The organism is Paraburkholderia fungorum, from assembly GCF_900099835.1.
GTDB lineage: Bacteria > Pseudomonadota > Gammaproteobacteria > Burkholderiales > Burkholderiaceae > Paraburkholderia > Paraburkholderia fungorum_A.
Genome location: NZ_FNKP01000002.1, coordinates 1,914,253 through 1,936,267 on the forward strand (window position 1 = coordinate 1,914,253; position 22,015 = coordinate 1,936,267).

Consider the following 22,015-nt stretch of genomic DNA (forward strand, 5'->3'; position numbering starts at 1 on the left):
ATCAAACGTGATAAACGTCGAGCACCTGGCGGATATAGTCGTTCTTCAATACGATTCGCTTGTACGAAATCAGCAGGGCATCGTCGACCTTTCGCAGCGTGACGAACATCGTGCCGAAGAACTGATCGGTGCTTTTGTAGCGATGGCTGAGCGTGTTGAAGTTGTAGCGCACGTCCACTTCGTTATCGCGCGCAGCCAGCACCTCCACATTGGTGACGTTGTGGCTGGTGCGCGGCTCGGGCATCGAAGCACCGCTTCGTTCGGTCTTGATGCGAAACACGCGGTCTTCCAGGCCGCCGCGATCCGGGTAGTACATCAGCGAAATCTGGCTCTCGTGGTCGTCGGTGAGCCGATCGTCGTCGTCCCACGCCGGCATCCAGTAGGTGACGTCTTCGGTGTAGCAGGCGAGCCAGTCGTCCCATTGACGGTCGTCGAGCAGACGCGCTTCGCGATAAAGCATCGCGCAGATTTTCTGGTAGTCGAAGCTCATGCCGGCACCTCCGCGTGTTCTTTTTTCAGCGCGTCGCGCATGACATGTACCCAGTATTCGTGCTGGCAGACGAACAAGCCTTCGTCTTCGCTGCGCTCGCCGGAAATGCGCGGCTTCAGACCCATCGTCTTCGCATTCGCGTCCGCGCCTTCGACCCACAACGGCGCGCCGCGCGACAGATCGTTCCACAGCGCAGTAGTGCCCGCGTAACCGGCCTGGCAGGCGCGAAATTCTTCGAGATCGTCGGCGGTGCCCATACCCGAGACGTTGAAGAAATCTTCGTATTGACGGATGCGGGTCGCCCGGTCGGCTGCGCTCTCGCCCTTCGGCGCAAAGCAGAAAATACTGACTTCCGTCTTGTCGACGCTGATGGGACGCACCACGCGAATCTGCGTGCTGAACTGGTCCATCAAAAACACATTCGGATACAGACACAGGTTGCGCGTCTGGTTGACGATGAAATCCGCCTGCACCTCGCCCACGCGCGCCTTGATCTCGTCGCGGTATTGATAGACCGGCCGCACTTCCGGGTTCATCGTTTTTGTCCACAGCAGAATGTGGCCGTGGTCGAAGCCGTACACACCGGCCACCGATTTGCTCCAGCTATTCGCATCCACGGCCTTCGTGCCGTCGACCTTGCGACGGTCCATCGTCGCGGCATAGTTCCAGTGCACGGTGCTGACGTGGTAGCCGTCGCAGCCGTTTTCCATCTGCATTTTCCAGTTGCCGTCGTAGATATACGACGAATTGCCGCGCAATACTTCGAGTCCGTTGGCGGCCTGATCGACGATCTGATCGATGATCACTTTAGTCTCGCCGAGGTAGTCCTCCAGCGGCATCGCGTCTGCATTCAGGCTGCCGAACAGGAAGCCGCGATAGCTCTGGAAGCGCGCGACTTTCTTCAGATCGTGTGAACCGTTGGTATTGAATTGCACCGGATATTCGGTGGTTTTCACATCTTTCACTTTCAGCAGCTTGCCGGTATTGGCAAAACTCCAGCCGTGAAACGGACACGTGAAAGTGCCTTTATTGCCGTGCTTCTTGCGGCACAGCATCGCGCCCTTATGCGCGCATGCGTTGATCACCGCGTGCAGTTCGCCGGTCTTGTCACGCGTGACGACGATTGGCTGGCGGCCGATCCATGTCGTGTAGTAATCGTTGTTCTCGGGAATCTGGCTCTCATGCGCGAGATAAACCCAATTGCTCTCGAAGATATGTTTCATCTCGAGTTCGAACAGATCGGCGTTGGTAAAGATGTCGCGGCGGCAACGGAATACGCCGTTTTCCCTGTCATCCTGAACGGCGGTATTCAGCAGTTCATCCAGCTGCTGGGCTTTGTCGATAGTGGCAGACATAAGTGTTCTCCCTACGCGTACTCCTCACGGAGCACGCGCATCGGTGTAGAAAAAAATGGGCGGAGAATTGAGCGGCAGCAGGGGTACGACGGTGCAGCCGCGTGAGCGCGTCGGACGCTCAGGCTGTCGCGGACGCGCGCAGACGATTGACGAGCTGGTTGTCCTTGCCCTGCACCAGCGGCGTCAACCCGATGTTGAACTCGATTTCCTTATACGCGTCGGCCTTCATGCCGAGCGCCAGGCCGCCGGTCTTTTCAACGACGTGCGGAATCAGATCTTCACGGGTGGCGTACGCGAAGTCGTCCCAGATCAGCGGATCGCCTTCGATGTTGATCTGCGTGGTCAGCTTGCGGTATTTGTCGCTCGTGGCGAAGAAGTGAACGTGCGCGGGACGGTTGCCATGACGCGCGAGCACGTTCAGCAACTGCTGCGTCGCGCCGTGCGGCGGGCAGCCGTAGCCGACCGGCATCAGCGTGCGGAATTCGTACTTGCCGTCGGCACCCGTGCTCACCGCGCCACGCAGATTGAACTCGCTCTGCGCGCCCGTCGGGTCGAAATGCGAATAGAAGCCCTTCGAGTTGGCGTGCCAGCATTCGACTACCGCGCCCGCGACGGGCTTGCCGTCAGGACCCGTCACCGTGCCGCGAATGACCAGCGGTCCTGCATCCTCGTCCGGGTTGACGTCGAGCTTCGCGACGCCGTCACGCACCGGTGCGCCAGCGACGTACAACGGACCTTCAATCGTGCGGGCCGTGCCGCCAGTGATGTCGGCGGCCTTGTCTTCGGCGTCCATCCGGATGTCGAGGAATTTTTCCAGACCGAGACCGGCGGCGAGCAACGCGGCTTCGCCGTCCTGGCCCAGCTTGTTGAAGTAGTGGACACCCGCCCAGATTTCATCGGGCGTCATGTCGAGGTCGTCGATGGCCTTGAACAGGTCGCCCAGCAGGCGATTGACGATCTGCTTCGCGCGAGCATTGCCGTCCTGGCTTCCGAGGTTGGCAGCGGCCTTCAACAGGTCCTGCACTTCCTTCGTATCGAACACTTTGACGCTCATGTCTGCTCCTGAATCTCTATTTATGGTGGGGGTTAACCCTTGATCCGGCACACGCTTAGATATGTCTGAAAGGTATAATTGGGTGCTGAAACAGAGTGTGAATGCAGAATAATGGACAGTACAAAGCCGCGTCCAACACTGATTTGGTATCGGGCTATATCCAGGAGGTATTGAAATGGAACTGCGGCATCTTCGTTATTTCGTCGCGGTGGCCGAGGAACGCAATTTCACGCGCGCGGCGCAGCGGCTCAACATTGCGCAGCCGCCTTTAAGCCGTCAGATCCAGCAACTCGAAGAGACGCTCGGCGTCCAGTTACTGGAGCGCAATTCACGTCCGCTAAAGCTGACGGAGACCGGCAAGTTCTTTTATTCGCATGCCGCCCAGTTGCTCGCGCAGACTGCCGATCTCGAATCCATGACCCGGCGTGTGGGCAATATCGAGCGGAGTCTGTCGGTTGGGTTCGTCGGGTCGACCCTGTATGGCATGCTGCCGAAAATCATCCGGCGCTTTCGCGACCAGAATGCGACAGTCGAGTTGAGCCTGCACGAAATGTCGACGATGGATCAGATCCGGGCGCTGAAGGACGGGCGGATCGACGTCGGTTTCGGCCGTATCCGGCTGGAGGACCCGAACATCCGCCGGGTGATTCTCCGCGAAGAGAAGATGATCGTGGCGTTGCCGGAGGGCCATCCGCTTTCCACGGCGAAACCCGTTGTGGCCCTGCGCGACCTGACTAACGAAACGCTGATCATTTTCCCGAAGTCGCCCCGCCCCAGTTACGCGGACCAGGTGCTCGCGGCCTTTCACGACCGCGCGCTGGAACCGCGCAAGATTTACGAAGTGCGCGAATTGCAGATCGCGCTGGGACTGGTTGCGGCGGGCGAAGGCATTTCCATTGTTCCGAGCAGCGTGAACGGCCTCAAGCGCGACGACGTGAGCTACAAGGAACTGGACGACCCGACGCTGGTGTCGCCGATCATCATGAGCATGCGCGCGCTCGACGAATCGCGCGACATCCGCGAAATGCTCGAACTCGTGTACCGACTGTACGAGGAAGAGGATATCCCCTACACAGCTCGCGTCGAGCGGGCTCCGTGACTGCCGCCATACCTCTGCGGTATCGCACTAGACGTTAATGGTGTTGGACAGCCGATTATTGCGCGGGCAATACTGCAGCAACTCATCCACTCCGTCACCCAAGGTATGAACCCGCAAATCACCTCCGTCGAAGCGATTCTGGTCGATCTCCCGACCATTCGCGCGCATCAGCTAGCCATGGCGACGATGCAGCAGCAAACCCTCGTCATCGTCCGGCTGCGTTCCAGCGACGGCATCGAAGGCCTTGGCGAAGCCACCACGATCGGCGGGCTGTCGTACGGTGACGAGAGTCCCGAAGGCATCAAGCTGACTATCGACACCTACCTTGCACCGGCGGTCATCGGCCAGGACGCGACCAATATCAACAGCGCGATGCTCAAGCTGAACAAGGTCGCGAAAGGCAACCGCTTCGCCAAATGCGCGATCGAAACCGCTTTACTCGATGCGCAGGGCAAACGCCTCGGCGTGCCCGTATCGACGTTGCTGGGCGGCGCTGTGCGCAAGACGCTCCCCGTTCTCTGGACGCTCGCGAGCGGAGACACGCAACGGGATATCGAGGAAGCGGAGACGCTCCTCGCCGAACGCCGCCATAACACGTTCAAACTGAAGATCGGCCGCCGCAGCGTGCGTGACGACGTCGCTCACGTATCGAAGATCAAGGCGGCGCTCGGCGATCGCGCGAAGGTCACGGTCGACGTGAATCAGGCCTGGAGTGAAGTTGACGCGACGCTCGGCATCGCAGCGCTCGAAGCCGCCGGCATCGACCTGATCGAGCAGCCGACACCTCGCGAGCAGCGCGGCGCGCTCGCCAGGCTGGCCGCGCGTTTCATCGTGCCGATCATGGCCGACGAAGCCGTGACCGGCCCGGAAGACGCGCTCGAACTCGCACGCGACGCATGTGCCGACGTGTTCGCGTTGAAGATCGCGAAGTCTGGCGGTATCTACGGAATGATGCGCGCAGCGGCTATCGCGGATGCGGCAGGTATCTCGCTGTATGGCGGCACGATGCTCGAAGGCAGCATTGGATCGATTGCGTCGGCGCATGGATTCTGCGCGCTGCCGCAACTTGCCTGGGGTACCGAACTATTCGGGCCGCTGCTCGTGAAGGACGATATCGTCACGGCGCGGCCGCAATATCGGGACTTCGACCTTCATTTGCCGGAAGGTCCGGGCCTGGGTCTTCATATCGACGAAGACAAGCTCGCCTTCTATCGTCGCGACAAGAAAAGCTGAGCGCCACTAGCGCGACGCAAAACCGCTCACGCCGACTTCTCCCGCTTGGCTGGCCTGCGGGAGCGTCTCATTTGCCTTATTTCGCAGAGGAAGACAATGCTTTATCTCGTAAGAATGGACGTACATCTGCCGCACGATATGCCCGCCGCTCAGGCCGACGAAATCAAGGCGCGCGAAAAGGCTTACTCGCAGGAATTGCAACGGCAAGGGAAGTGGCAGCAGTTGCATCGTGTTGTCGGCGAGTACGCTAATTACAGCGTGTTCGATGTTGAATCGAACGATGAGCTTCACACGATTCTTTCCGGCCTGCCGCTGTTTCCGTATATGACGATGAAGGTGACGGCGCTCGCGCGTCATCCTTCTTCGATACGCTGATAAGGCAACGTTGTTGCTACAGCGGCGGACTTTTTCGCCGCTGTAGCAACAACTTTCATTACTGGCTTCAGGCGAACTACCGGGAAATCTTCTCCAGTTCAAGCCCTTTGGTACGCGGCCCCATCAACCCAATCGCCAGCATCACAATCAGCATCGCCCCCGCGATAAACACGAACACGCCCGCCGTGCCGAACTGCTTCAACACCTCGGCAATCAGAAACGCCGTGAAGATCGCGGAAAACCGGCTCCACGAATACACGAAGCCCACTGCACGCGCGCGGATGCTGGTCGGAAAAAGCTCCGACTGATACGCGTGAAAGCTGTAGGAAATGATATTGCCCGCGAGCGTCAGACACACGCCCAGGCTCACCAGCAACACCGCGCCCGACGCCTGGCTGAACCACAGCCCGCAGACGATATTCACGCCCGCCATCACCACGATCACGGTCTTACGCTCGAAGCGGTCGCCGATAAAAAGCCCGATCACCGGACCCAGCGGCGCGGCCAGCGCGATCACGCTCGAATACATCAGACTCGTGGTAATCGTAATGCCCTGCTTGATCAGCAACGTCGGCACCCAGTTCGCGAAGCCGTAAAAACCCACCGTCTGGAAGATGTTGAAGATCGTCATCATCAGCGTGCGGCTGCGGTATGGGGGCACCCACATATCGCGGAAACTCCCGCGCGGCGCGACCGGCACCGGCGGAGCAGGCGGCGGCAACTCGCGGCCGTATTCGCGGCGCACCTTCGCTTCGAGTTCGGTCATCACGCGGTCGGCTTCGGCAACGCGGCCTTGCTGCGCGAGCCAGCGCGGGCTTTCCGGCAGCGCCCGGCGGATCCACCAGACAAACAGCGCGCCGTGTGCGCCGATCAGCACGACCCAACGCCAGCCGTCGAGACCGAACAGCGTGCGCGGCACCAGCAGAAACGACAGAAACGCCACGACAGGGACAGCGGTAAAACCCACCGCCTGCTCGCACGCGAACGCGCGACCGCGAATCTGTTTGGGCACCAGTTCGGAGATGTAAGTGCCGATCGTCACCAGTTCGACGCCGATGCCGATGCCCGCGACAAAGCGCCAGAAGTTCAGCCCCGTGGCCGTTTCCTGAAAAGCCATGATCACGTTCGCCGCCGTGTACCACAGCAGCGAATACGTGAAGACGGCGCGGCGTCCGAAGCGATCGGCGAGAAAACCGCATGCAATCGTGCCGATAAACAGCCCGCTGAATAGCGCGGCAATAAAACTCGCGACGCCGGTCGTGCCGAACAGCCCGTGAGTGGTCGCCGTCAGCAGCCCGCTCTTGACGAGGCCCGGCGCGATATAGCCGGAATACAGCAGATCGTAGAGTTCGAAGAAGAAGCCGAGGCTCAGCAGCACCACCAGTTTCCAGATGGAACGGGTGGCGGGCAGCCGGTCGAGGCGTGCCGAAATGCTGCCTGCGTCGAGCGACGCCGCGCTGGCCGCGCCCCCTTCCAGAGCGCCGGCCGATGCCGCCGCATGAGCGCCGTTGCGGGTGACGGCCCCGGTGTGATCGGGTGATGCCATGTTGTTTGTCTCCTGGTGATGCAGGCGAAAATATGAGGCTCGCCGGGGCCGGTCTGGTGCCGGCCTGTCGACCTTTTGCGCCTTGCACGCACCACGCTGCCGGACCCTGGGTCCGGCGAGCATTCTAGCCGCGTGCGCGCTTCAATTGTTCGAAGGTGGTGATTTTTCCGGCCAGGGCGCTGGCTGCCACCGTGTACGGGCTGGCCAGCCAGACGTCGCCCGGCCCCGAGCGGCCCGGAAAATTACGGTTGATCGCGCTGATCGTGACCTCGTTCGCGGCGGCCGATTGACCGGGGCCGCAATTCGCGCACGATCCGCAGCCGGGCATCACGAGCGTCACGCCCGCGCGCTCGAAAACCGGCAGATAGCCCTGTTCCTCGCAATACGCGCGCACCGCCATGGTGCCGAATTGCAGGTACAGGCGCGTACCGTCGGGCACGCGAATGCCCCGCTCGACGCCCCAGCGCAGCACCTCGTGATAGAAGTCGAAGTCCTCGCGCTTGCCGGCGGTGCAGGAGCCGCCGTATGCGATATCGACCGCGACGTCCTGTTCGAGTTGCGGTGCGGGCACGCCGTTGCCGGGGTCGCCGGGTCGCGCGAGCATCGGCTCGATCGCGTTTGCGTCGATATGAATCGTGTCGCGGTACGTCGCGCCCGCGTCGCTTTTCATCCACGATTCGACGGTGAAATCGACGCCGCGCCGCTCCTTCAGAAACGCCTCCGTGCGCTCGTCAGGCTCGACGATGCCGGTGAACCCGCCCAATTCCGCGACCATGTTCGTCAACGTTGCGCGCTCGTCGATCGACATCGCGCGCACCGCCGCGCCGCCGTATTCGAACACGAGGCCGATCGCGCTGCCCGAGCGGATCGCGTCCATCCGCAGCAGATGCAGCACTACGTCCTTCGCGGTCACGCCGTCACGCAATGCGCCGTCGATCTCGATCCGCAACGTCTCCGGCACCTTGCAGCGCACGTAGCCGGTCACCCAGCTATTGGCGATTTCCGTGGCGCCCGCGCCGAACGCGAGGCAGCCGAGCGCGCCCGAGTGCGGCGTATGCGAATCGGTGCCGCACGCCACCTGTCCCGGCAACGCGTATTGCTCGGCCATCAACGCATGGCAGATGCCTTCGGAGCCGGGTAAGTTATCGAGCGCGCCGTGCGAGCGCACCGGATAGTCGCGCGAAAACGACGTGTGGCCTTCCATCAGATTCGCGACGCCGGACAACAGTCCGTCGCGCACATGTGGAATGCTCTGCGGCGCCAGCACCAGATGATCCTGAAACGCGATGATGTGATCCGGCGCATGCAGCGGCGCGGGCTTGCCGAACGCGCGATGCATCAGGTGGGCGCACATGCCCGTGAAATAGTCGTGGCTGAAGCGCCAGTCGGCGGCGATGAACACGCCGTCGCCACGCTGCGCGCCGGCGATACCCGGGTGCAGATGACGGTCGATGATCTTTTCGACCAGCGTCTTTGGGGTGGCGCTCGTTGCGTTGTCTCTCACGCGCGGCGCGGGCCAGTCCGCGAAACGGCTATACGCGAGCAGGCCACCGCTGCGCACGATCTGCTGCGTGAGCGCGTCGCGGCCTTTGAGAAACTCTTCGATGGAGATCGCTTCGCCCGCGATCAGACGGTCGAGCACCGTGAAATCGGTGGTGGTCAGAATGCCGATGTTGTCGCAATTCTGCTGATAGATCCGCTCGAAACTTTCCGCGACGATCAGCCTGATGCCCGCCGACAACTCCGCCAGCGGACTCGATTCGCGCGACGATCCTTTGCCATAGCGCTTGCCTGCCACGGTCACCTGGAAGCCGCCGTCGCGAATCGCGTTGCGGCCAATCGGCATGCGCTCCCCGGCCTTGAAGCCGACATACGGAAACTGGCCGAGGCGTTCGTCGTACGTGAGCATCACGGTGACGGGCGTGATTTCGTCGGTGGACACGTTGTCGCGCAGCGCACCTGCTGTCTCACGCGTGAAGTTGTCGCCCGCGAGTTGCGCGTCGATCACAGCGGGGTCCTGGGACAGGTACAGCACGCGGCCGTCCAGTCGAATCGTATCGGTCATGGCAAGGTTCTCCTTGCAAACACTATACGGCGCGATGTTGCATCGCCGAAGTGCTGGTGCGGCAACGCAGACTTCTCGTCTGGAGATGCATCCATACCCGACGACGCATTCGGCCCGCGCAACCGCGCTATTTGCCCGTGCCGAGAAACCCGACCAGCGCCGCTGCGCTTGCGCTCAACTGATCGCGCGCCTTGAAAATCATCACCAGGCGGCGCACGGCCCAGGCGTCGCTCAACGACGGCACGCGCACGTCGAGCGCATTGACGTAAAGCAGCCCGACCTGCTCCGGCACCACGGCGATGCCGAGCCCCGCATGCACCATCCGGCACAACGCGTCGAGACTGCTGACGCGAATCTTCACGTCGAGTTGACGGCCGGCGACAGCCGCCTGTTGCGTCAGCAGACGCGTGAGCGCGCTCTCGCTGCGCAGACCGACAAAGCTGTCGTCCAGCAGATCGTCGAACGCCACGCGCTGCGCAGCCGCAAGCCGATGACCGCCCGGCACCAGTACCGCGAGACGGTCCTGCCGGTACGGCACCTGCTCCAACGCTTCGCTGCCGGCGACCGGATTGCAGATGCCGAAGTCCGCGCCGTGTTCGTCGACAATACGCACTACGTCGGCACTATTCTCCTCTTCCAGTTCGATCGATACCTCCGGAAACGCGCGCCCGAACGCGGCGACATCCTCGGGTAAAAACTGCACGATCGACGACAGATTCGCGACCACCCGCACGCGCCCTTTCGCGCCCGACGAAAAGCGCGACAACTCCGCGCTCATCTGTTCGATATTGCCGATGATCGCCAACGCGTAGCGCAGCACAGTCTCGCCGACCGGCGTCACGGTAATGCCGCGCGACTGCCGCTGGATTACCGGCAAGCCGATCACGGCCTCGATCTCCGCGATACGCCGGCTCACCGCGGACGATGCGATGAACTCGCGCTCGGCCGCGCGCGCGATGTTCTGCTCCTGGCAGACGGCGACGAACAGACGCAGCGAAGTCAGGTCGAGTTTCTTGAGGAGGTTTTCCATGATGTCGTCAGGCGCTCGATCTTCGGGGAAGAAGGATTGTGACGCGGATTGCGTCATTCGCCAAAACGATGGGGACATACGGGGCTAAAACCAGCGCTGCCAGTACCAGGATTCAGCCCGCATCCGGGACACGCAACATCGCGCGCCCCGGATGCGGTCACACAAACCTCAACGCCTAATGCGCCTGCAACCGGATATCACGCGACGAAGCACCCACATACACCGCGCTGCCCGACACATAGCGCCAGTTGTTGCGCGACGTGTCCCACACGCTTTGCATACGCGGCGTGACCGCAATGTGCACGCGACGCGATTCGCCCGGGTTCATGCCGACCTTGTCCCAGCCGACCAGACGCCGCGGCGGCTCGCCGCTGTACGGCACGCCGAGATACACCTGCGGTACTTCCGCGCCCGCCACGCGGCCATCGTTGCGCACGTTGAACGACACATCGAGAAAACCGCCAGGAAGATGCGCCACCGAAAGACCCGAGTACGAGAAATGCGTGTACGACAGGCCATATCCGAATTCGAACATCGGCGTGATGTTGTTCGCGTCATACCAGCGATACCCCATGTCGAGCTTTTCCGCGTAGACCGGGTCGTTCTCGTAGGTGCCGTTCTGCCCCCACGTCGGCGTGTCCTGATCGCGTACCGGGAACGTGACCGGCAGCTTGCCCGAAGGATTGACCTTGCCGAACAGCAGGTTGGCAATCGCCTTGCCGCCGCCCTCGCCCGGATACCAGGCTTCGACGATGGCCGAGACGTTGTCCTTCCACGGCATCAGCACCGGGTTGCCGCTTTCCACGACGACGATCGTGCGCGGATTGACCGCCGCCACCGCTTCGACGAGCGCGTCCTGGTTCGACGGATTCGCGAGGCTCAGGCTTTGCAGATCGCCGAAATCCTCACCCGCCGGTTGCGCGACGACGACGATCGCCACGTCCGATTGACGCGCAAGCGCCACCGCCTGGTCGATCTGAGCCTGCGTGTACGCGGCGAACGGCGACTGCTGATCGCTATTGCCCGCAAAGCTCACCTGGGCCGACGGCGCGAGTGCGTGGATGGCTGAAACGATCGGCGTGGCCAGCTTCATCCACGGGTTGGTCCACCAGCTGCATCCCGACGACGTACCGAACGTCAACCCGCCGCAACCCGCGAAATTCCCCGTGACCGGGTCGCGCGTGTTGCCCGAACCGCCGCCTGTCAGCACGGCTGCATCCGCGTGTCCGCCGATCACGGCAATGTGCGACAGCGAGCCTGCCGACAGCGGCAACTGGTTGTTGTCGTTCTTCAGCAGCACCATCGACTGCTCCGCCACCGACTGCGCGAACTGATTGGCCGCCGCAAAATTGATCGTGCCGCCTGCCTTTGCCGGGTCGTCCATCACGCCGGTGCGGATCATCACGTACAGCTTGCGACGCACCATATCGTCCAGACGTGCCGTGGATACCGAACCGTTCGCAATCGCCTGCTTGACCAGATCGGGCGTCAGATAGACCGTCGAACCGACGTCTTCTTCTTCGTCGAGACCCGCGTTGATCGCGGCGGCCGTGCTGTGCGTCGCGCCCCAGTCGGACTGGACCTGTCCTTCGAAATGCCAGTCGTTCTTCAGCACGTCGTTCAGGATATGCGAGTCTTCGCACGCGTAAACGCTGTTGACCCGGTTGTAGCTGCACATCACGCTGCCGGGTTGAGCGCGTTTTGCGGCGATTTCAAACGGCAACAGATAGATTTCGCGCAGCGTGCGTTCGTCGATCTGGCTATTGCCGCCGCTGCGGCCATGTTCCTGTTCGTTGCCCACGTAGTGCTTGATCGTCGCGATGACTTTCTGGCTCTGCGTGCCGTCCGTTCGCTCGGCGAGCATCTCCCCGGCCAGCAGCGGATCTTCGCCGAGAAACTCGAATAGCCGGCCGCCGCGCGGTTCGCGCGCGAGATTGACGCCGCCGCCGAGTCCCATGCCGAAGCCCTGCGCGCGCAGTTCGATCGCGACCTGCTTGCCGTAGTTGGACGACAGCGTGCGGTCCCAGCTTGCCGCGACGCCGATCGTCGCCGGGAATGTCGTGCTTGGTTGCGAGGTGCTGCCGGAACCGGTCGACGAGTCGACCATGTTCAGATCGGGAATGCCCAGGCGCGGCACGCCTTGAATGTAGCCTCCGCCGCCACCCGGCACGTTGGCCATCGCGTATTGCGAGTGGATGAACTGCAGCTTTTCGTCGATCGTCATTTTGGCGACCAGCGAGTCGGCACGCCGGTGCGCGACTGCCGAGTCGAAGGCATTCATGACCGCCGAGGTCGGTGCGAAATCCGGAAGGAAATTAGTAACGTCCGCATGCGCGGCAGCACATGCAAACGCTGCGAATGCGAGCGCTGGCCATAGTTTCTTCTGCATCAGTGTCTCTCCGAGATTGTGCTTTTTAGGGGAATGCGAAGCTGGCGCGCGTCGATTGGGTTTGATGCGGACGCGAATGGAGGCAATGCAGGGTGTCTGCGCAAACGTTTGCTTTCCAGGGAGCAATCGGATCAGCCGGATTAGCTGTAATGATTCTCCGTGGAAGACAATGTAAGAATGTAGTCTGACTACAGCATCGGTAGTTTTACTAATTCCCTTTGACTTTATGCGGAATGGCAGGGCAATTGAAGGCTAACAGTAATTAAGCGGATTTGCTCGATGGGTATTGAATGCGATTTGCATTTTTATGATTGAATTTGATTCAAAAGGCTTTCCGATCCAGGAATTCATTTTTTGGATTAACTGGCTACCTCGCAGGCGTATTGAGTGATTTTTTTGGAGCACTTCCGAAAATTTAGCCGAAAGATGGCTGCATTTTTTCAAAAATATTCCGATTATTTATCACATGGAAATCCACCCCAACAAAATCAATTCAGCAACATTGAACACCGATTTTTTATCTGATCTAATTCAATTCGATCCGCATTTAAAAAAACAGAGCCATGATGCCCGCAACAAATTATCCTGCCGAAGGCGTTGCCACCGAACGCACCATTTTGCGTGCCGCTCACGAAGATCATGCAACTGAGTTGCTGAAGTACTACAAGGGCAACCGGCAACATCTTCAACTGTGGGAACCTTCGCGGCCAGAGCGCTTTTTCGAACTCGACGCGATCTCTGAGCGGCTGCGTGTCATGGCCCGTCAAACGTCAACCGGCCATGCGCTTCATCTGCTGATGTTCGAACACGAAGGGAACCGGTTGATCGGCGAGTGCAACTTCACGAATATCGTCCGGGGTCCCTTTCAGGCGTGTCATCTCGGCTTCTCTATCGCGAGCGAGTTCGAAGGACGAGGACTCATGCGTGAAGGTCTCGCGGCAGCAATCGACCATACGTTCACGACGTTGAGACTGCATCGCATCATGGCGAACTATCGGCCTGAAAATATTCGCAGCGAACGCCTGCTCGTGCAACTCGGCTTCGAGAAGGAAGGGCTGGCTCGCTCGTACCTGCAGATCGACGGTGCGTGGGCAGATCACGTGCTGACGTCGAAAATCAATCCAGCCGATTTCAATTGAACCGTGTGGGTCGCCCTCACCCCTCCTTCCCCCTCCTCACCCCTTCGCCTTTTCAGCCACATGGGCAATCCGGTCGCGCACAATACCGATTGCCTGCTTCAAAGCATAAACATCCTGAAAGTAGCGATGGGGAATCCGTATCTGACTGGCGTTGGCATCGATATCCTCGATCTCGTCACGCCACTTCGCAATCTGCCCTGCCGTGGGTTTCTCATTGCGCCATATCTCGTCTTCCAGCGCCTTGATCTCCCGATACCAGACCACCAGCCGCCTTTTGATGCGCGCCTCGATCAGACGCGGCAACGCCTGCAGTAAGCCGATCAACAGCGCCATGAAAGGCAGCAGGATCAGGAACCGTCTCTCGATCAGACTCGCCAGCCAGAACGGCAGGTAGCGCTGCAGGAACGGGCGGCCCGATTTGAAGTAACGCGTGCTCTCGTCGGAGATCGGAAATTCGCCGCTGTTCAGATTCGGAAACGTGCCCAGCGGCGTGAAGTAATCTTCGCCGCCATGCACGGTTTTGGCGGCATCCAGCAGTAGATACGCCAGTGCAGGATGCAACGTGTCCTTCGACACCAGCAGCGCCGTAGCGGCCAGCAACGTGACATCGGCGCGCGGAAGATCATCGACGATACTGGTCGACGCGCGTGGGAAAACGATCTTTGAAAGCGACGGAAACTTTTGAATCAGCGCTTCGGCCTGCGCGAAGCTCATCAATTTGAGGTTACTGGTCAACAACGCTTTCTGAATCGGTGCGTCGGGTCTGCCGATAAAGAAAGCCGCGTCCAGCTGACCGTTTTCGAGCGCCTGGTACGCATTGGGTGCGTCCATCTGCAACAGCGTAGTGTTGTGGCCGGTAATACCGCTATAGCCGAGCAACACCATCGAGACATTGAGCAGACCACTACCCGGAATGCCGACCGCAATCCGCTTGCCGCGCAGTTGCGCCAGCTGGTTGACGATCGTGTCGCCCCGGTAGAACACCCAGATCGGCTCATAAGAGACCGCGGCGATAGTTTGCAGATTGTCGGTGTCTTTCGGGCTGATGGTGCCCGACTGAATGAAGCCGACTTCGTATTCGCTATCCGGGTTTGTCAGCCGTTGATAATTCTCGACCGAACCGGAAGAACTGCGGATATCGAGCGTGATGCCGTCGCGCTTCAGAATGGGCGCGTAGCGATCCGCAAAGCCTCGATAAATGCCGTTGTCCGCGCCAGTCGTAATGACGATCTTGCGCTGAAACGCGGGCTTGAGGACGACCACGAGCGTCCACCCCAACAGCACCAGCAGCACGATTGAACCGATGATCAGAAGCCGCCGGCGCCCTCGTGTCATCGGGGGTTTCTGACTACGATGGAGCGCTGGATTTTGTCTGGGCATCGTTAGCCGTCTCTGTCAGGCCGCCCCTGAGCGGAGTGGCATGGGCGGATCACCGGTCAGTTCTCCCTGCTTCGGCTTTACGATACCAGATTATCTTTTTTGCAAAAGTCGTCGGGCAATGCTTCGCATCGGGCGATAATCTCCGGCACCCACTGCTAGAATAGCGGCCCTTTTCTCAGGAGACGCACATGTCCTGGTTCATTTATGAAGTGCCCGAATACAACGAAGACGGGGCGCGCATCGAACCGTTTAGCGACCTGCGTAGCCGCGTCCTGAAGGTTAGTGGGCAGGCTATGGCAGACGAGCTGGAAAGCGTCCGCGAAAACGCCGCCAAGACGGCGGAAACCCCCGCACGCCCGTTGCGTTCCGCGGATAATCCGCATGTGTTCCCGATCCCTTACGCCGACTCGATGATCCTCGTCGGATTCATCTTCGAGTTGAAGCGGGAACTGCGGCAGCTGGTGGTGTCGCCGGTTGAAATGCCCTGGTTGAAAGACGCGTAAGACAGACAGCGTCACCATCGCAGGAACGCCGCCAGTAACCCGGCGTTCCTGCTCGACGGCATCGCTTCCCACTGCTATGACACGTGATGGACCTCCTGCAAGCCGAACACAGGGGTTGCAATTCCTTCCATCCGCGCCTTCAACTGCAACGACAGGTACTGCGAATAGTGGCGCGACTGATGCAGATTGCCGCCGTGAAACCAGAGCGCCGTCTGCTGCGTCGGCTTCCACATATTGCGTTGCTCGCCTTCCCATGGCCCCGGGTCTTTCGTCGTATTCGACCCGAGCCCCCAAACCTTGCCCACCTTGTCGGCGACCTCGCGTGAAATGAGATCGGCGGCCCAGCCGTTCATCGAGCCATATCCCGTGGCATAGACGACCACGTCCGCATCGAGTTCGGTGCCGTCGCTCAGCAACACCGAGTGCTCTTTCAATTCCACGACATCCACACCGCTTTTCAGCTTGATCTTGCCGCTCGCGACCAGTTCGGATGCACCCACATCGATGTAATAGCCCGAACCGCGCCGCAGATACTTCATGAAGAGACCGGAATCGTCATCGCCGAAATCGAGCATGAAGCCGCTTTTTTCGAGCCGGTCGTAGAAATCGGCGTCACGTTCCCTGATCGCGTTGAAAACCGGAATCTGGAACTGATGAAGTATCGCGTACGGAATCGATGCAAAAGTCAGATCGGCTTTCGACGTCGTCATGCCGGACGCCACTGCGCGCTCGGAATAGAGATCGCCTAACGCGAGTTCCATCAGCGAATCCGACTTGACGATATGGGTGGACGAGCGCTGCACCATCGTCACGTCGACACCGGCTTCCCACAGCGCGGCACAAATGTCATGCGACGAATTGTTCGCGCCGATCACGACCACTTTCTTGCCGCGATACGAGTCCGGCCCAGGATGCTTCGACGAGTGATGCTGCTCGCCCTTGAACACGTCCATTCCCTTGAAGCTGGGCACATTCGGTTTGCCCGACATGCCGGTGGCAAGCACCAGCTGTTTGGGCCGCAACGTAATGTCGCGCCCTTCGCGCTCGACCTGCACGACCCATTCGCCCTTTGCTTCGTCATAGCGCGCGGACTTGCAGGTCGTCGCGCCCCAGTAGTTCAACTCCATCACTTTCGTGTACATCTCCAGCCAGTCGCCGATCTTGTCCTTCGGCGTGAACACCGGCCAGTTGTCCGGAAACGGCAGATAAGGCATATGGTCGTACCAGACCGGATCATGCAGACACAGCGTCTTGTAGCGCTTGCGCCACGCGTCGCCGGGCCGTTCGTTCTTATCGATGATCACTGTCGGCACGCCAAGCTGCCGAAGCCGCGCACCTAGCCCGATACCGCCCTGCCCGCCGCCGACGATCAGGCAATACGGTTGCGTCGAACTTCCTAGAGCTTCAAGTTCGGCTTCGCGATTCTCTTTCCAACTCGTGCGATCGGGGCGGGCGCCGTGCTCGGCCCCCATCGGCCGCTTCGGGCCTTTCGGCTCTTCGTGGCCCTTGAGTTCGGCCATGGTCGTGAGCAGCGTCCAGATCAGGCCGTCCTTCAGGCGAATGAATCCGCTACCGCGTGCGGCTTCGGTTTCGAAAGTGATCCAGCCTTGCGTCACGCCATTCGCATCGGCCTGCGGCTCGCTCTCTTCCGCGAGTTTCAGCTTCGACGGTTTGATCGCGCCGAGCTGCGCATCCAGCATCGCGGCAATCTGTTCGCGGCCTTCCATGGTCTTGATGTTCCAGGTGAATGCGACCAGATCGCGCCAATAGCATTCGGGCTGGAATAACTCGATAGCGGCGGCGGTATCGCCCCGTCGCAAAGCGCCTTCAAGGGATTCCAGAACACTGGAGATTGATCGGTTGACGTTGTTATCAGGCATGGTTGCTCCTCCATACAGAACGGATAAATGAATCGCCAGGAAACACGGGTTCTATGCCCGCTAGAGAAATCGATGAAACGCGTCTAACACTTATGCGGCGGCACAATGCCCAATCTGGCAATACGCCGGTACAACGTCGCGCGCGAAATGCCGAGTGCCGTTGCAGCCTGGTCTGTGCGCCATTTCGCTTCGCCCAACGCGGCTACGATGCGATTGCGTTCGAGTACATCGCTGTCCGACAGCGCCGACCTGGCGGATGTCGCCTGCGTTGTCGCAGCGTTTTCGCGAGGCGTTTGTGCGGTTGTGGTACGAACCTGCATGCGCGCAACCGGCGGACGTATGCGTGCATAGAGAGGCGAACCCGTGTCGTTCAGCCTGAGCGAAACAATTCCACGGCTTGCCCTTGTGTCGAATAAACGCTCCGACGGAACATCGAAAAGCGCCGCCACCTGACAGGGCAACTGGTTCAGTGCCGGCACGCATTCACGCGCGCGACGGTTCGCCGCCACTACGTTGCCGCAGGCATCGACGGCAATGAGAATTTCTGGCTGAGCCTCGACATAGTGCCGGTTGCGATGCGCGAGGAGTACCCAGCAATCGGTTGCGGCACTCAGAAAGAAAGCGTCCTCGATCAGCAATGCGCTTTGCCGCACGATATGGTTGACGAGCCGTTGGCTCTCGCGCTCGTCGGGCGAGCGCACCGCAGACGCATCCAGTACGCCGAGCAGTTCGCCATGCAGGCCCAGGATCGGCGACGCGCTGCAAGTGAGCGTAGTGAATGCCGCGCGAAAGTGATCGGTCCGGTGAACAGTGATCGGCTCGGCGTCGAGCAGCACCGTTGCAACGCCACAGGTGCCCTCTTCGCTTTCCGACCAGCACGACCCGAGATAAAGACCCGCGCGCTTGAATTCCTGGCGACGGTCGCGGTCGACGCGGTAGTCGATGGTCACGCCTTGCGCGTCGGTCAGCATCACGCAGTAATCGGCTTCTCGCACCATTTCATGCAAGCGCGACAGACACTGCCCGGACGCGCGCAAAAACGTTTCTTCGCGATGCTGCACATCGCGCAATTCAGGGACGGTGAGAATGCGTGGACCAATGGTCGCGCCAGGGTCGAGGTGGTATTGCTCGAGCGAGCGCCGGTACGACGACGCCAGCCGTTTGCCATCCGCGCCGGGACGCACCGTCCGCCCTTCGATGACGTTGCATACGCGGTCGATATGTCGGGTGGACGGAACATACGGCATCACGAGTCTCCGGGCGAATTCAGCGCGCTGGTCAGGTGCTGGACGCATTGTGCGCCACTTGCGGCGCGTCATGTCTTCAGAGCCAGAACCCACAGTGCGTTTTTAGCATGATGGTTCTGCGAGATCACACTGCAGTGCACCATGATGGCGTGTGAGAATTTTTTCTCAACGCTGCGTGACGTGACGCGACACGTTCACGCGCCGTTGCTGCGCGGCTCAGCCGCGCCCTTCAGCTTGCGATTCCTGCGCCAGATAGCGGCCCGGCGTCGTACCCATCGCGCGGCGAAACATGTCGATAAACGCGCTGACGTTGTCATACCCCAGTTCCAGCGCAATGGTCGTGACCGGTATGCCATCCGCCACTCTTTCCAAAGCGCGAAGCAGTCGCGCCTGCTGCCGCCATTGCGCAAAGCTCAAGCCAGTCTCCGCGACAAAGCGGCGGCTCAGCGTACGCGGCGCGAGTCCCGCCCACGCGGCCCATTCTTCGAGCCGGCGGTTATCGGAGAGATCGCTGGCAAGTGCGTCGGTGATACGGACCAGCCGCGGATCTTCAGGACTCGGCAGGTCCAACGATTCAGCGCGCGACGCCGCGAGTTCATCGACGATGACTTCGGCGATACGCGTCTGCGATGAATCGAGTTCGATGCCCGGCCATGTCGCGACGCGCCGGACCGCTTCGCGCAGCAGCGGCGTCGCTCTGATCGCGCGAGGCTCTCGCGGCAACTGCTCGCACCGATGCTCGGCGATGAACACGCTCCACCCCGAAAAAGGCCCATAAGAGCGCACCGAATGGACGAAATGCGGAGGAATCCAGATCGCGTGGATGGCGGGGACAACCCAGTGCTGCCTGTCGAGTCCGACCGATACGAGGCCGCTCAACGCGCCCATCAACTGGCCGCGCGGATGGCTATGCGACAACGTCGCGCGGGCCTCGCTCTGCGTCAGTTCAGCCGCAGCGAGAAAGGGACCTTCCGAAGAGGTCACGAGGTCGGGGCGAATCAAAGGATTGGACATGGCCGGAAAACAGTATTGAATGGCATTTATACCGGAGTCTGGCCGCGCCTGCACGTCTACACTTGACTGCATCCCTCAAGCAATTGGAGTTGAACGCGATGCGAGCTGAACAGCTTCTCCCCGATAACGTCGACCACGTCGAATTGCGCGGCGTAACGATCCGCAAAGGTACGGTCGCCGCATTTCTTGCTAACGCGCGCGTGTGGAGCGATCCGCAAGCCAGCGAAGGCGCGCGTGCCGCAGCCGCAACCGACATGGCCGACGCGTTGCCGGTGCTGCGTGCTCTCGGATTATTCGACGTGTTCGAGATTCGCGATGTGTCGCTGCGCGAGTGGGTATTCGCGCATTGAACAGTATTGATCGCGCCGGTTTAACGACCTCATAGTCAAGGAAGAAATCATGAAAGCAGCTGTTGTCGAAAGCATGGGCGAGCGCCCGATTTATGGCGAGTTCGATGAGCCAGCCGTCATCGAAGGGCATTGTCTGATCAATGTCAGCGCGTCCGCGCTCAGTCACGTCACGCGCGCAAGAGCATCGGGTGCGCATTATTCGTCGGCGCAGAGCTATCCGTTCGTCGCCGGTGTCGACGGTACGGGGCGCCTGGAAAACGGCCAGCGTGTGTACTTCTTCAAGCCACGAGCGCCATTCGGCGCGATGGCCGAACGAACTCTCGTGCCGCAAGCGCAGTGCATCGCGCTTCCCGATTCACTGGAAGACGTTACCGCAGCCGCGCTCGCCATTCCTGGCATGTCGTCGTGGGCTGCGCTCGTCGAGCGGGCCGGGTTCGTCGCGGGTGAAACCGTGTTGATTAACGGTGCAACCGGCACTTCGGGGCGACTCGCGGTTCAGATCGCAAAACACCTGGGCGCAGCGCACATTATCGTGACGGGCCGCAATGCAGCCGCGCTCGAATCGCTGACACTCGCCGGTGCCGACATCACGATTTCGCTGGAGCAGAGCAAGGACAAGCTGATCGAAGCCTTCGAAGCGCAATTTCACCGAGGCGTCGACGTGGTACTGGATTATCTATGGGGAACGAGCGCCGAGTCGCTGCTATTCGCCGCCGCTCGCGCAGCGGCGGATGACTACCATGTCCGCTTCGTGCAGATCGGCGCCATCAGCGGACCGGACATCAAGCTGCCCGCCGCCATACTTCGTTCGAAAGCCATTACGCTGCTGGGCAGCGGCATCGGCAGCATTCCGTTGATGCGCCTCTTCGACACGATGAAAAAAGTATTCGATGCAGCCGTCCCTGCAGGATTGCAGGTGGCGACGCAAGCCTTCCCGCTCGCGGAACTGAGTGCGCATTGGGAGAACGCCGATAGTCTTTATCGGACCGTTTTCATTCCGTAAGTAGCGTGAACATGATTCGCTCAACGCGGAAAATAAATTGCGATGAACCCAGGTGTCTGGTTCGTCGCGCCGCTCACCGGAATGCCCTGCTCGACCAGCACCGTTTGACGCGCGGCGTTGTGATAGAGCCGCAGACGGATTATTTGCGGAGTGGCCGGCTGGCTCATGTCGAGATAGCCGTCGTTCGACAATAGCGATGCGGCCTGCGTCGCGTTGAAACTCTGACCGACGATCGTGACCGTGGTCGATGGATTGCCGTCGAATACGTTGTCGGAGAAACTGCCGTCTGCATTGACGATCAACGTCGATGACGGCGATGGCGCACCTTCCGCTTTCGCGCCGCAATTCTCCCAGCCGTCGAAGATGGCCGCGCTGGCGCCGAGCATCGCCCAGTCCGCAGATGGCGAAGCCGACACGCTCCATGTGTTGTCCAGCAGCGCGGCTACGCTTCTGATGTTGACGCCTGCATTGACACCCGTCACGGTGCCGATGCTATTCGTTGCCGCCGACACGCATGCAATGCCGCTACCCGATGTCGTCGTCGACAGATGCATCGATACCAGCGAGTTATTTCCAGCCATCAGCAGCGGCGCGACGACCGGACTGACCAGGATCGCGTTGGCTGTAGTCGTCGCAGGAATGATCGACAGCGAGACCGTGCTGGTACTGCCGAGCGTGACGCTGTTCTGATAAACCGACATGGGTGGCGTCGCGGGCGGCGTGTCAGCAGCGCCCGACGAATCGCCACCGCCGCCCCCGCCGCACGCCGCCAGCAACAGCGCAGCGGCGTACACGGCGGAGGTCCATCCGACGACGATTCGCGTCATGGCGTCAGCTCTATCGATCGCGATATAGGGCAAATA

At 60.6% G+C, this 22,015-nt stretch carries 19 protein-coding genes; 7 read left to right on the top strand and 12 right to left on the bottom strand.

The features are described from left to right. Position 1: 1 nt before the first annotated feature. The 3 genes from benB to catA all read right to left on the bottom strand — a co-directional run bounded on the left by benB (position 2) and on the right by catA (position 2,899). Positions 2-490: a benzoate 1,2-dioxygenase small subunit gene (gene benB, locus BLS41_RS24375; protein WP_074769470.1), complete on the bottom strand. Its 489-nt coding sequence runs from the start codon at positions 488-490 to the stop codon at positions 2-4. Continuing rightward, the gene (locus BLS41_RS24380; protein WP_074769472.1) at positions 487-1,845 is read right to left on the bottom strand and encodes a Rieske 2Fe-2S domain-containing protein; all 1,359 of its coding nucleotides are present in this window, start codon (positions 1,843-1,845) and stop codon (positions 487-489) included. Before BLS41_RS24380 ends, benB begins: the two co-directional genes overlap by 4 nt. Before the next feature lie 118 nt (positions 1,846-1,963). Next, complete coding sequence (gene catA / locus BLS41_RS24385; protein ID WP_074769474.1) at positions 1,964-2,899, bottom strand: catechol 1,2-dioxygenase; 936 nt, start codon at positions 2,897-2,899, stop codon at positions 1,964-1,966. Between the two features lie 175 nt (positions 2,900-3,074). On the opposite strand from catA, the gene BLS41_RS24390 reads away from it, so the two are divergent. The 3 genes from BLS41_RS24390 (at position 3,075) to catC (ending at position 5,606) form a co-directional block, all read left to right on the top strand. Then, positions 3,075-3,998 (top strand): LysR family transcriptional regulator, encoded by a 924-nt coding sequence (locus tag BLS41_RS24390; RefSeq protein ID WP_074769476.1) that lies wholly within the window; start codon positions 3,075-3,077, stop codon positions 3,996-3,998. A 105-nt stretch (positions 3,999-4,103) separates the two neighbouring features. After that, complete coding sequence (locus BLS41_RS24395) at positions 4,104-5,231, top strand: muconate/chloromuconate family cycloisomerase (RefSeq protein WP_074769478.1); 1,128 nt, start codon at positions 4,104-4,106, stop codon at positions 5,229-5,231. Positions 5,232-5,327: 96 nt separating this feature from the next. Continuing rightward, entirely contained in the window at positions 5,328-5,606 is a 279-nt protein-coding gene (catC, locus tag BLS41_RS24400; protein WP_074769480.1) for a muconolactone Delta-isomerase, read from the top strand. A gap of 76 nt (positions 5,607-5,682) precedes the next feature. On the opposite strand, the gene BLS41_RS24405 is transcribed toward catC, so the two are convergent. From BLS41_RS24405 to BLS41_RS24420, 4 genes are all read right to left on the bottom strand, one after another. Continuing rightward, the gene (locus BLS41_RS24405; protein WP_074769482.1) at positions 5,683-7,152 is read right to left on the bottom strand and encodes an MFS transporter; all 1,470 of its coding nucleotides are present in this window, start codon (positions 7,150-7,152) and stop codon (positions 5,683-5,685) included. Positions 7,153-7,276: 124 nt separating this feature from the next. Beyond that, a complete protein-coding gene (locus BLS41_RS24410) occupies positions 7,277-9,217 on the bottom strand; it encodes an aconitase family protein (protein WP_074769484.1) in 1,941 nt (646 codons plus the stop codon). Positions 9,218-9,344: 127 nt separating this feature from the next. After that, entirely contained in the window at positions 9,345-10,247 is a 903-nt protein-coding gene (locus tag BLS41_RS24415; RefSeq protein ID WP_074769486.1) for a LysR family transcriptional regulator, read from the bottom strand. A gap of 175 nt (positions 10,248-10,422) precedes the next feature. After that, a complete protein-coding gene (locus BLS41_RS24420; protein ID WP_074769488.1) occupies positions 10,423-12,636 on the bottom strand; it encodes a beta-glucosidase in 2,214 nt (737 codons plus the stop codon). A gap of 566 nt (positions 12,637-13,202) precedes the next feature. Here BLS41_RS24420 and BLS41_RS24425 point away from each other — a divergent pair. Beyond that, complete coding sequence (locus BLS41_RS24425; RefSeq protein WP_366486686.1) at positions 13,203-13,775, top strand: GNAT family N-acetyltransferase; 573 nt, start codon at positions 13,203-13,205, stop codon at positions 13,773-13,775. 36 nt (positions 13,776-13,811) lie between these two features. Here the strand turns inward: BLS41_RS24425 and BLS41_RS24430 are convergent, their stop codons facing one another. Next, complete coding sequence (locus BLS41_RS24430) at positions 13,812-15,110, bottom strand: TAXI family TRAP transporter solute-binding subunit (protein WP_074769492.1); 1,299 nt, start codon at positions 15,108-15,110, stop codon at positions 13,812-13,814. Positions 15,111-15,343: 233 nt separating this feature from the next. Here BLS41_RS24430 and BLS41_RS24435 point away from each other — a divergent pair, with 233 nt between their 5' ends. Beyond that, positions 15,344-15,658, top strand: a complete 315-nt coding sequence (locus tag BLS41_RS24435; RefSeq protein WP_074769494.1) for a helicase — start codon at positions 15,344-15,346, stop codon at positions 15,656-15,658. A 74-nt stretch (positions 15,659-15,732) separates the two neighbouring features. Here BLS41_RS24435 and BLS41_RS24440 read toward each other — a convergent pair whose 3' ends face one another. From BLS41_RS24440 to BLS41_RS24450, 3 genes are all read right to left on the bottom strand, one after another. Then, on the bottom strand, positions 15,733-17,538 hold the full coding sequence (locus BLS41_RS24440) for an NAD(P)/FAD-dependent oxidoreductase (protein WP_074769496.1): 1,806 nt from the start codon (positions 17,536-17,538) through the stop codon (positions 15,733-15,735). A gap of 83 nt (positions 17,539-17,621) precedes the next feature. Continuing rightward, on the bottom strand, positions 17,622-18,785 hold the full coding sequence (locus BLS41_RS24445) for a sigma-54-dependent Fis family transcriptional regulator (protein ID WP_074769498.1): 1,164 nt from the start codon (positions 18,783-18,785) through the stop codon (positions 17,622-17,624). A gap of 216 nt (positions 18,786-19,001) precedes the next feature. Beyond that, on the bottom strand, positions 19,002-19,799 hold the full coding sequence (locus tag BLS41_RS24450; RefSeq protein WP_074769500.1) for an AraC family transcriptional regulator: 798 nt from the start codon (positions 19,797-19,799) through the stop codon (positions 19,002-19,004). Positions 19,800-19,897: 98 nt separating this feature from the next. Between BLS41_RS24450 and BLS41_RS24455 the strand changes: the two genes are divergently transcribed. Together BLS41_RS24455 and BLS41_RS24460 are read left to right on the top strand one after the other, a co-directional pair. Beyond that, positions 19,898-20,149 carry a hypothetical protein gene (locus BLS41_RS24455; protein WP_074769502.1) on the top strand — a complete coding sequence of 84 codons (252 nt, stop codon included), beginning with the start codon at positions 19,898-19,900 and terminating at the stop codon, positions 20,147-20,149. 49 nt (positions 20,150-20,198) lie between these two features. Continuing rightward, on the top strand, positions 20,199-21,152 hold the full coding sequence (locus BLS41_RS24460; protein ID WP_074769504.1) for a quinone oxidoreductase family protein: 954 nt from the start codon (positions 20,199-20,201) through the stop codon (positions 21,150-21,152). Between the two features lie 20 nt (positions 21,153-21,172). On the opposite strand, the gene BLS41_RS24465 is transcribed toward BLS41_RS24460, so the two are convergent. After that, positions 21,173-21,979, bottom strand: a complete 807-nt coding sequence (locus tag BLS41_RS24465; protein WP_074769506.1) for a hypothetical protein — start codon at positions 21,977-21,979, stop codon at positions 21,173-21,175. Positions 21,980-22,015 lie beyond the last annotated feature (36 nt).

Excerpts from the sequence above, each read along its gene's own strand:
- BLS41_RS24445 (WP_074769498.1), bottom strand. The coding sequence starts at position 18,785 with ATGCCGTATGTTCCGTCCACCCGACATATCGACCGCGTATGCAACGTC.
- BLS41_RS24465 (WP_074769506.1), bottom strand. The coding sequence starts at position 21,979 with ATGACGCGAATCGTCGTCGGATGGACCTCCGCCGTGTACGCCGCTGCG.
- BLS41_RS24460 (WP_074769504.1), top strand. The coding sequence starts at position 20,199 with ATGAAAGCAGCTGTTGTCGAAAGCATGGGCGAGCGCCCGATTTATGGC.
- BLS41_RS24390 (WP_074769476.1), top strand. The coding sequence starts at position 3,075 with ATGGAACTGCGGCATCTTCGTTATTTCGTCGCGGTGGCCGAGGAACGC.
- BLS41_RS24425 (WP_366486686.1), top strand. The coding sequence starts at position 13,203 with ATGCCCGCAACAAATTATCCTGCCGAAGGCGTTGCCACCGAACGCACC.
- catA (WP_074769474.1), bottom strand. The coding sequence starts at position 2,899 with ATGAGCGTCAAAGTGTTCGATACGAAGGAAGTGCAGGACCTGTTGAAG.
- BLS41_RS24440 (WP_074769496.1), bottom strand. The coding sequence starts at position 17,538 with ATGCCTGATAACAACGTCAACCGATCAATCTCCAGTGTTCTGGAATCC.
- BLS41_RS24395 (WP_074769478.1), top strand. The coding sequence starts at position 4,104 with ATGAACCCGCAAATCACCTCCGTCGAAGCGATTCTGGTCGATCTCCCG.
- BLS41_RS24455 (WP_074769502.1), top strand. The coding sequence starts at position 19,898 with ATGCGAGCTGAACAGCTTCTCCCCGATAACGTCGACCACGTCGAATTG.
- BLS41_RS24405 (WP_074769482.1), bottom strand. The coding sequence starts at position 7,152 with ATGGCATCACCCGATCACACCGGGGCCGTCACCCGCAACGGCGCTCAT.
- BLS41_RS24435 (WP_074769494.1), top strand. The coding sequence starts at position 15,344 with ATGTCCTGGTTCATTTATGAAGTGCCCGAATACAACGAAGACGGGGCG.
- BLS41_RS24380 (WP_074769472.1), bottom strand. The coding sequence starts at position 1,845 with ATGTCTGCCACTATCGACAAAGCCCAGCAGCTGGATGAACTGCTGAAT.
- BLS41_RS24450 (WP_074769500.1), bottom strand. The coding sequence starts at position 19,799 with ATGTCCAATCCTTTGATTCGCCCCGACCTCGTGACCTCTTCGGAAGGT.
- BLS41_RS24430 (WP_074769492.1), bottom strand. The coding sequence starts at position 15,110 with ATGACACGAGGGCGCCGGCGGCTTCTGATCATCGGTTCAATCGTGCTG.
- benB (WP_074769470.1), bottom strand. The coding sequence starts at position 490 with ATGAGCTTCGACTACCAGAAAATCTGCGCGATGCTTTATCGCGAAGCG.
- BLS41_RS24415 (WP_074769486.1), bottom strand. The coding sequence starts at position 10,247 with ATGGAAAACCTCCTCAAGAAACTCGACCTGACTTCGCTGCGTCTGTTC.
- BLS41_RS24410 (WP_074769484.1), bottom strand. The coding sequence starts at position 9,217 with ATGACCGATACGATTCGACTGGACGGCCGCGTGCTGTACCTGTCCCAG.
- catC (WP_074769480.1), top strand. The coding sequence starts at position 5,328 with ATGCTTTATCTCGTAAGAATGGACGTACATCTGCCGCACGATATGCCC.
- BLS41_RS24420 (WP_074769488.1), bottom strand. The coding sequence starts at position 12,636 with ATGCAGAAGAAACTATGGCCAGCGCTCGCATTCGCAGCGTTTGCATGT.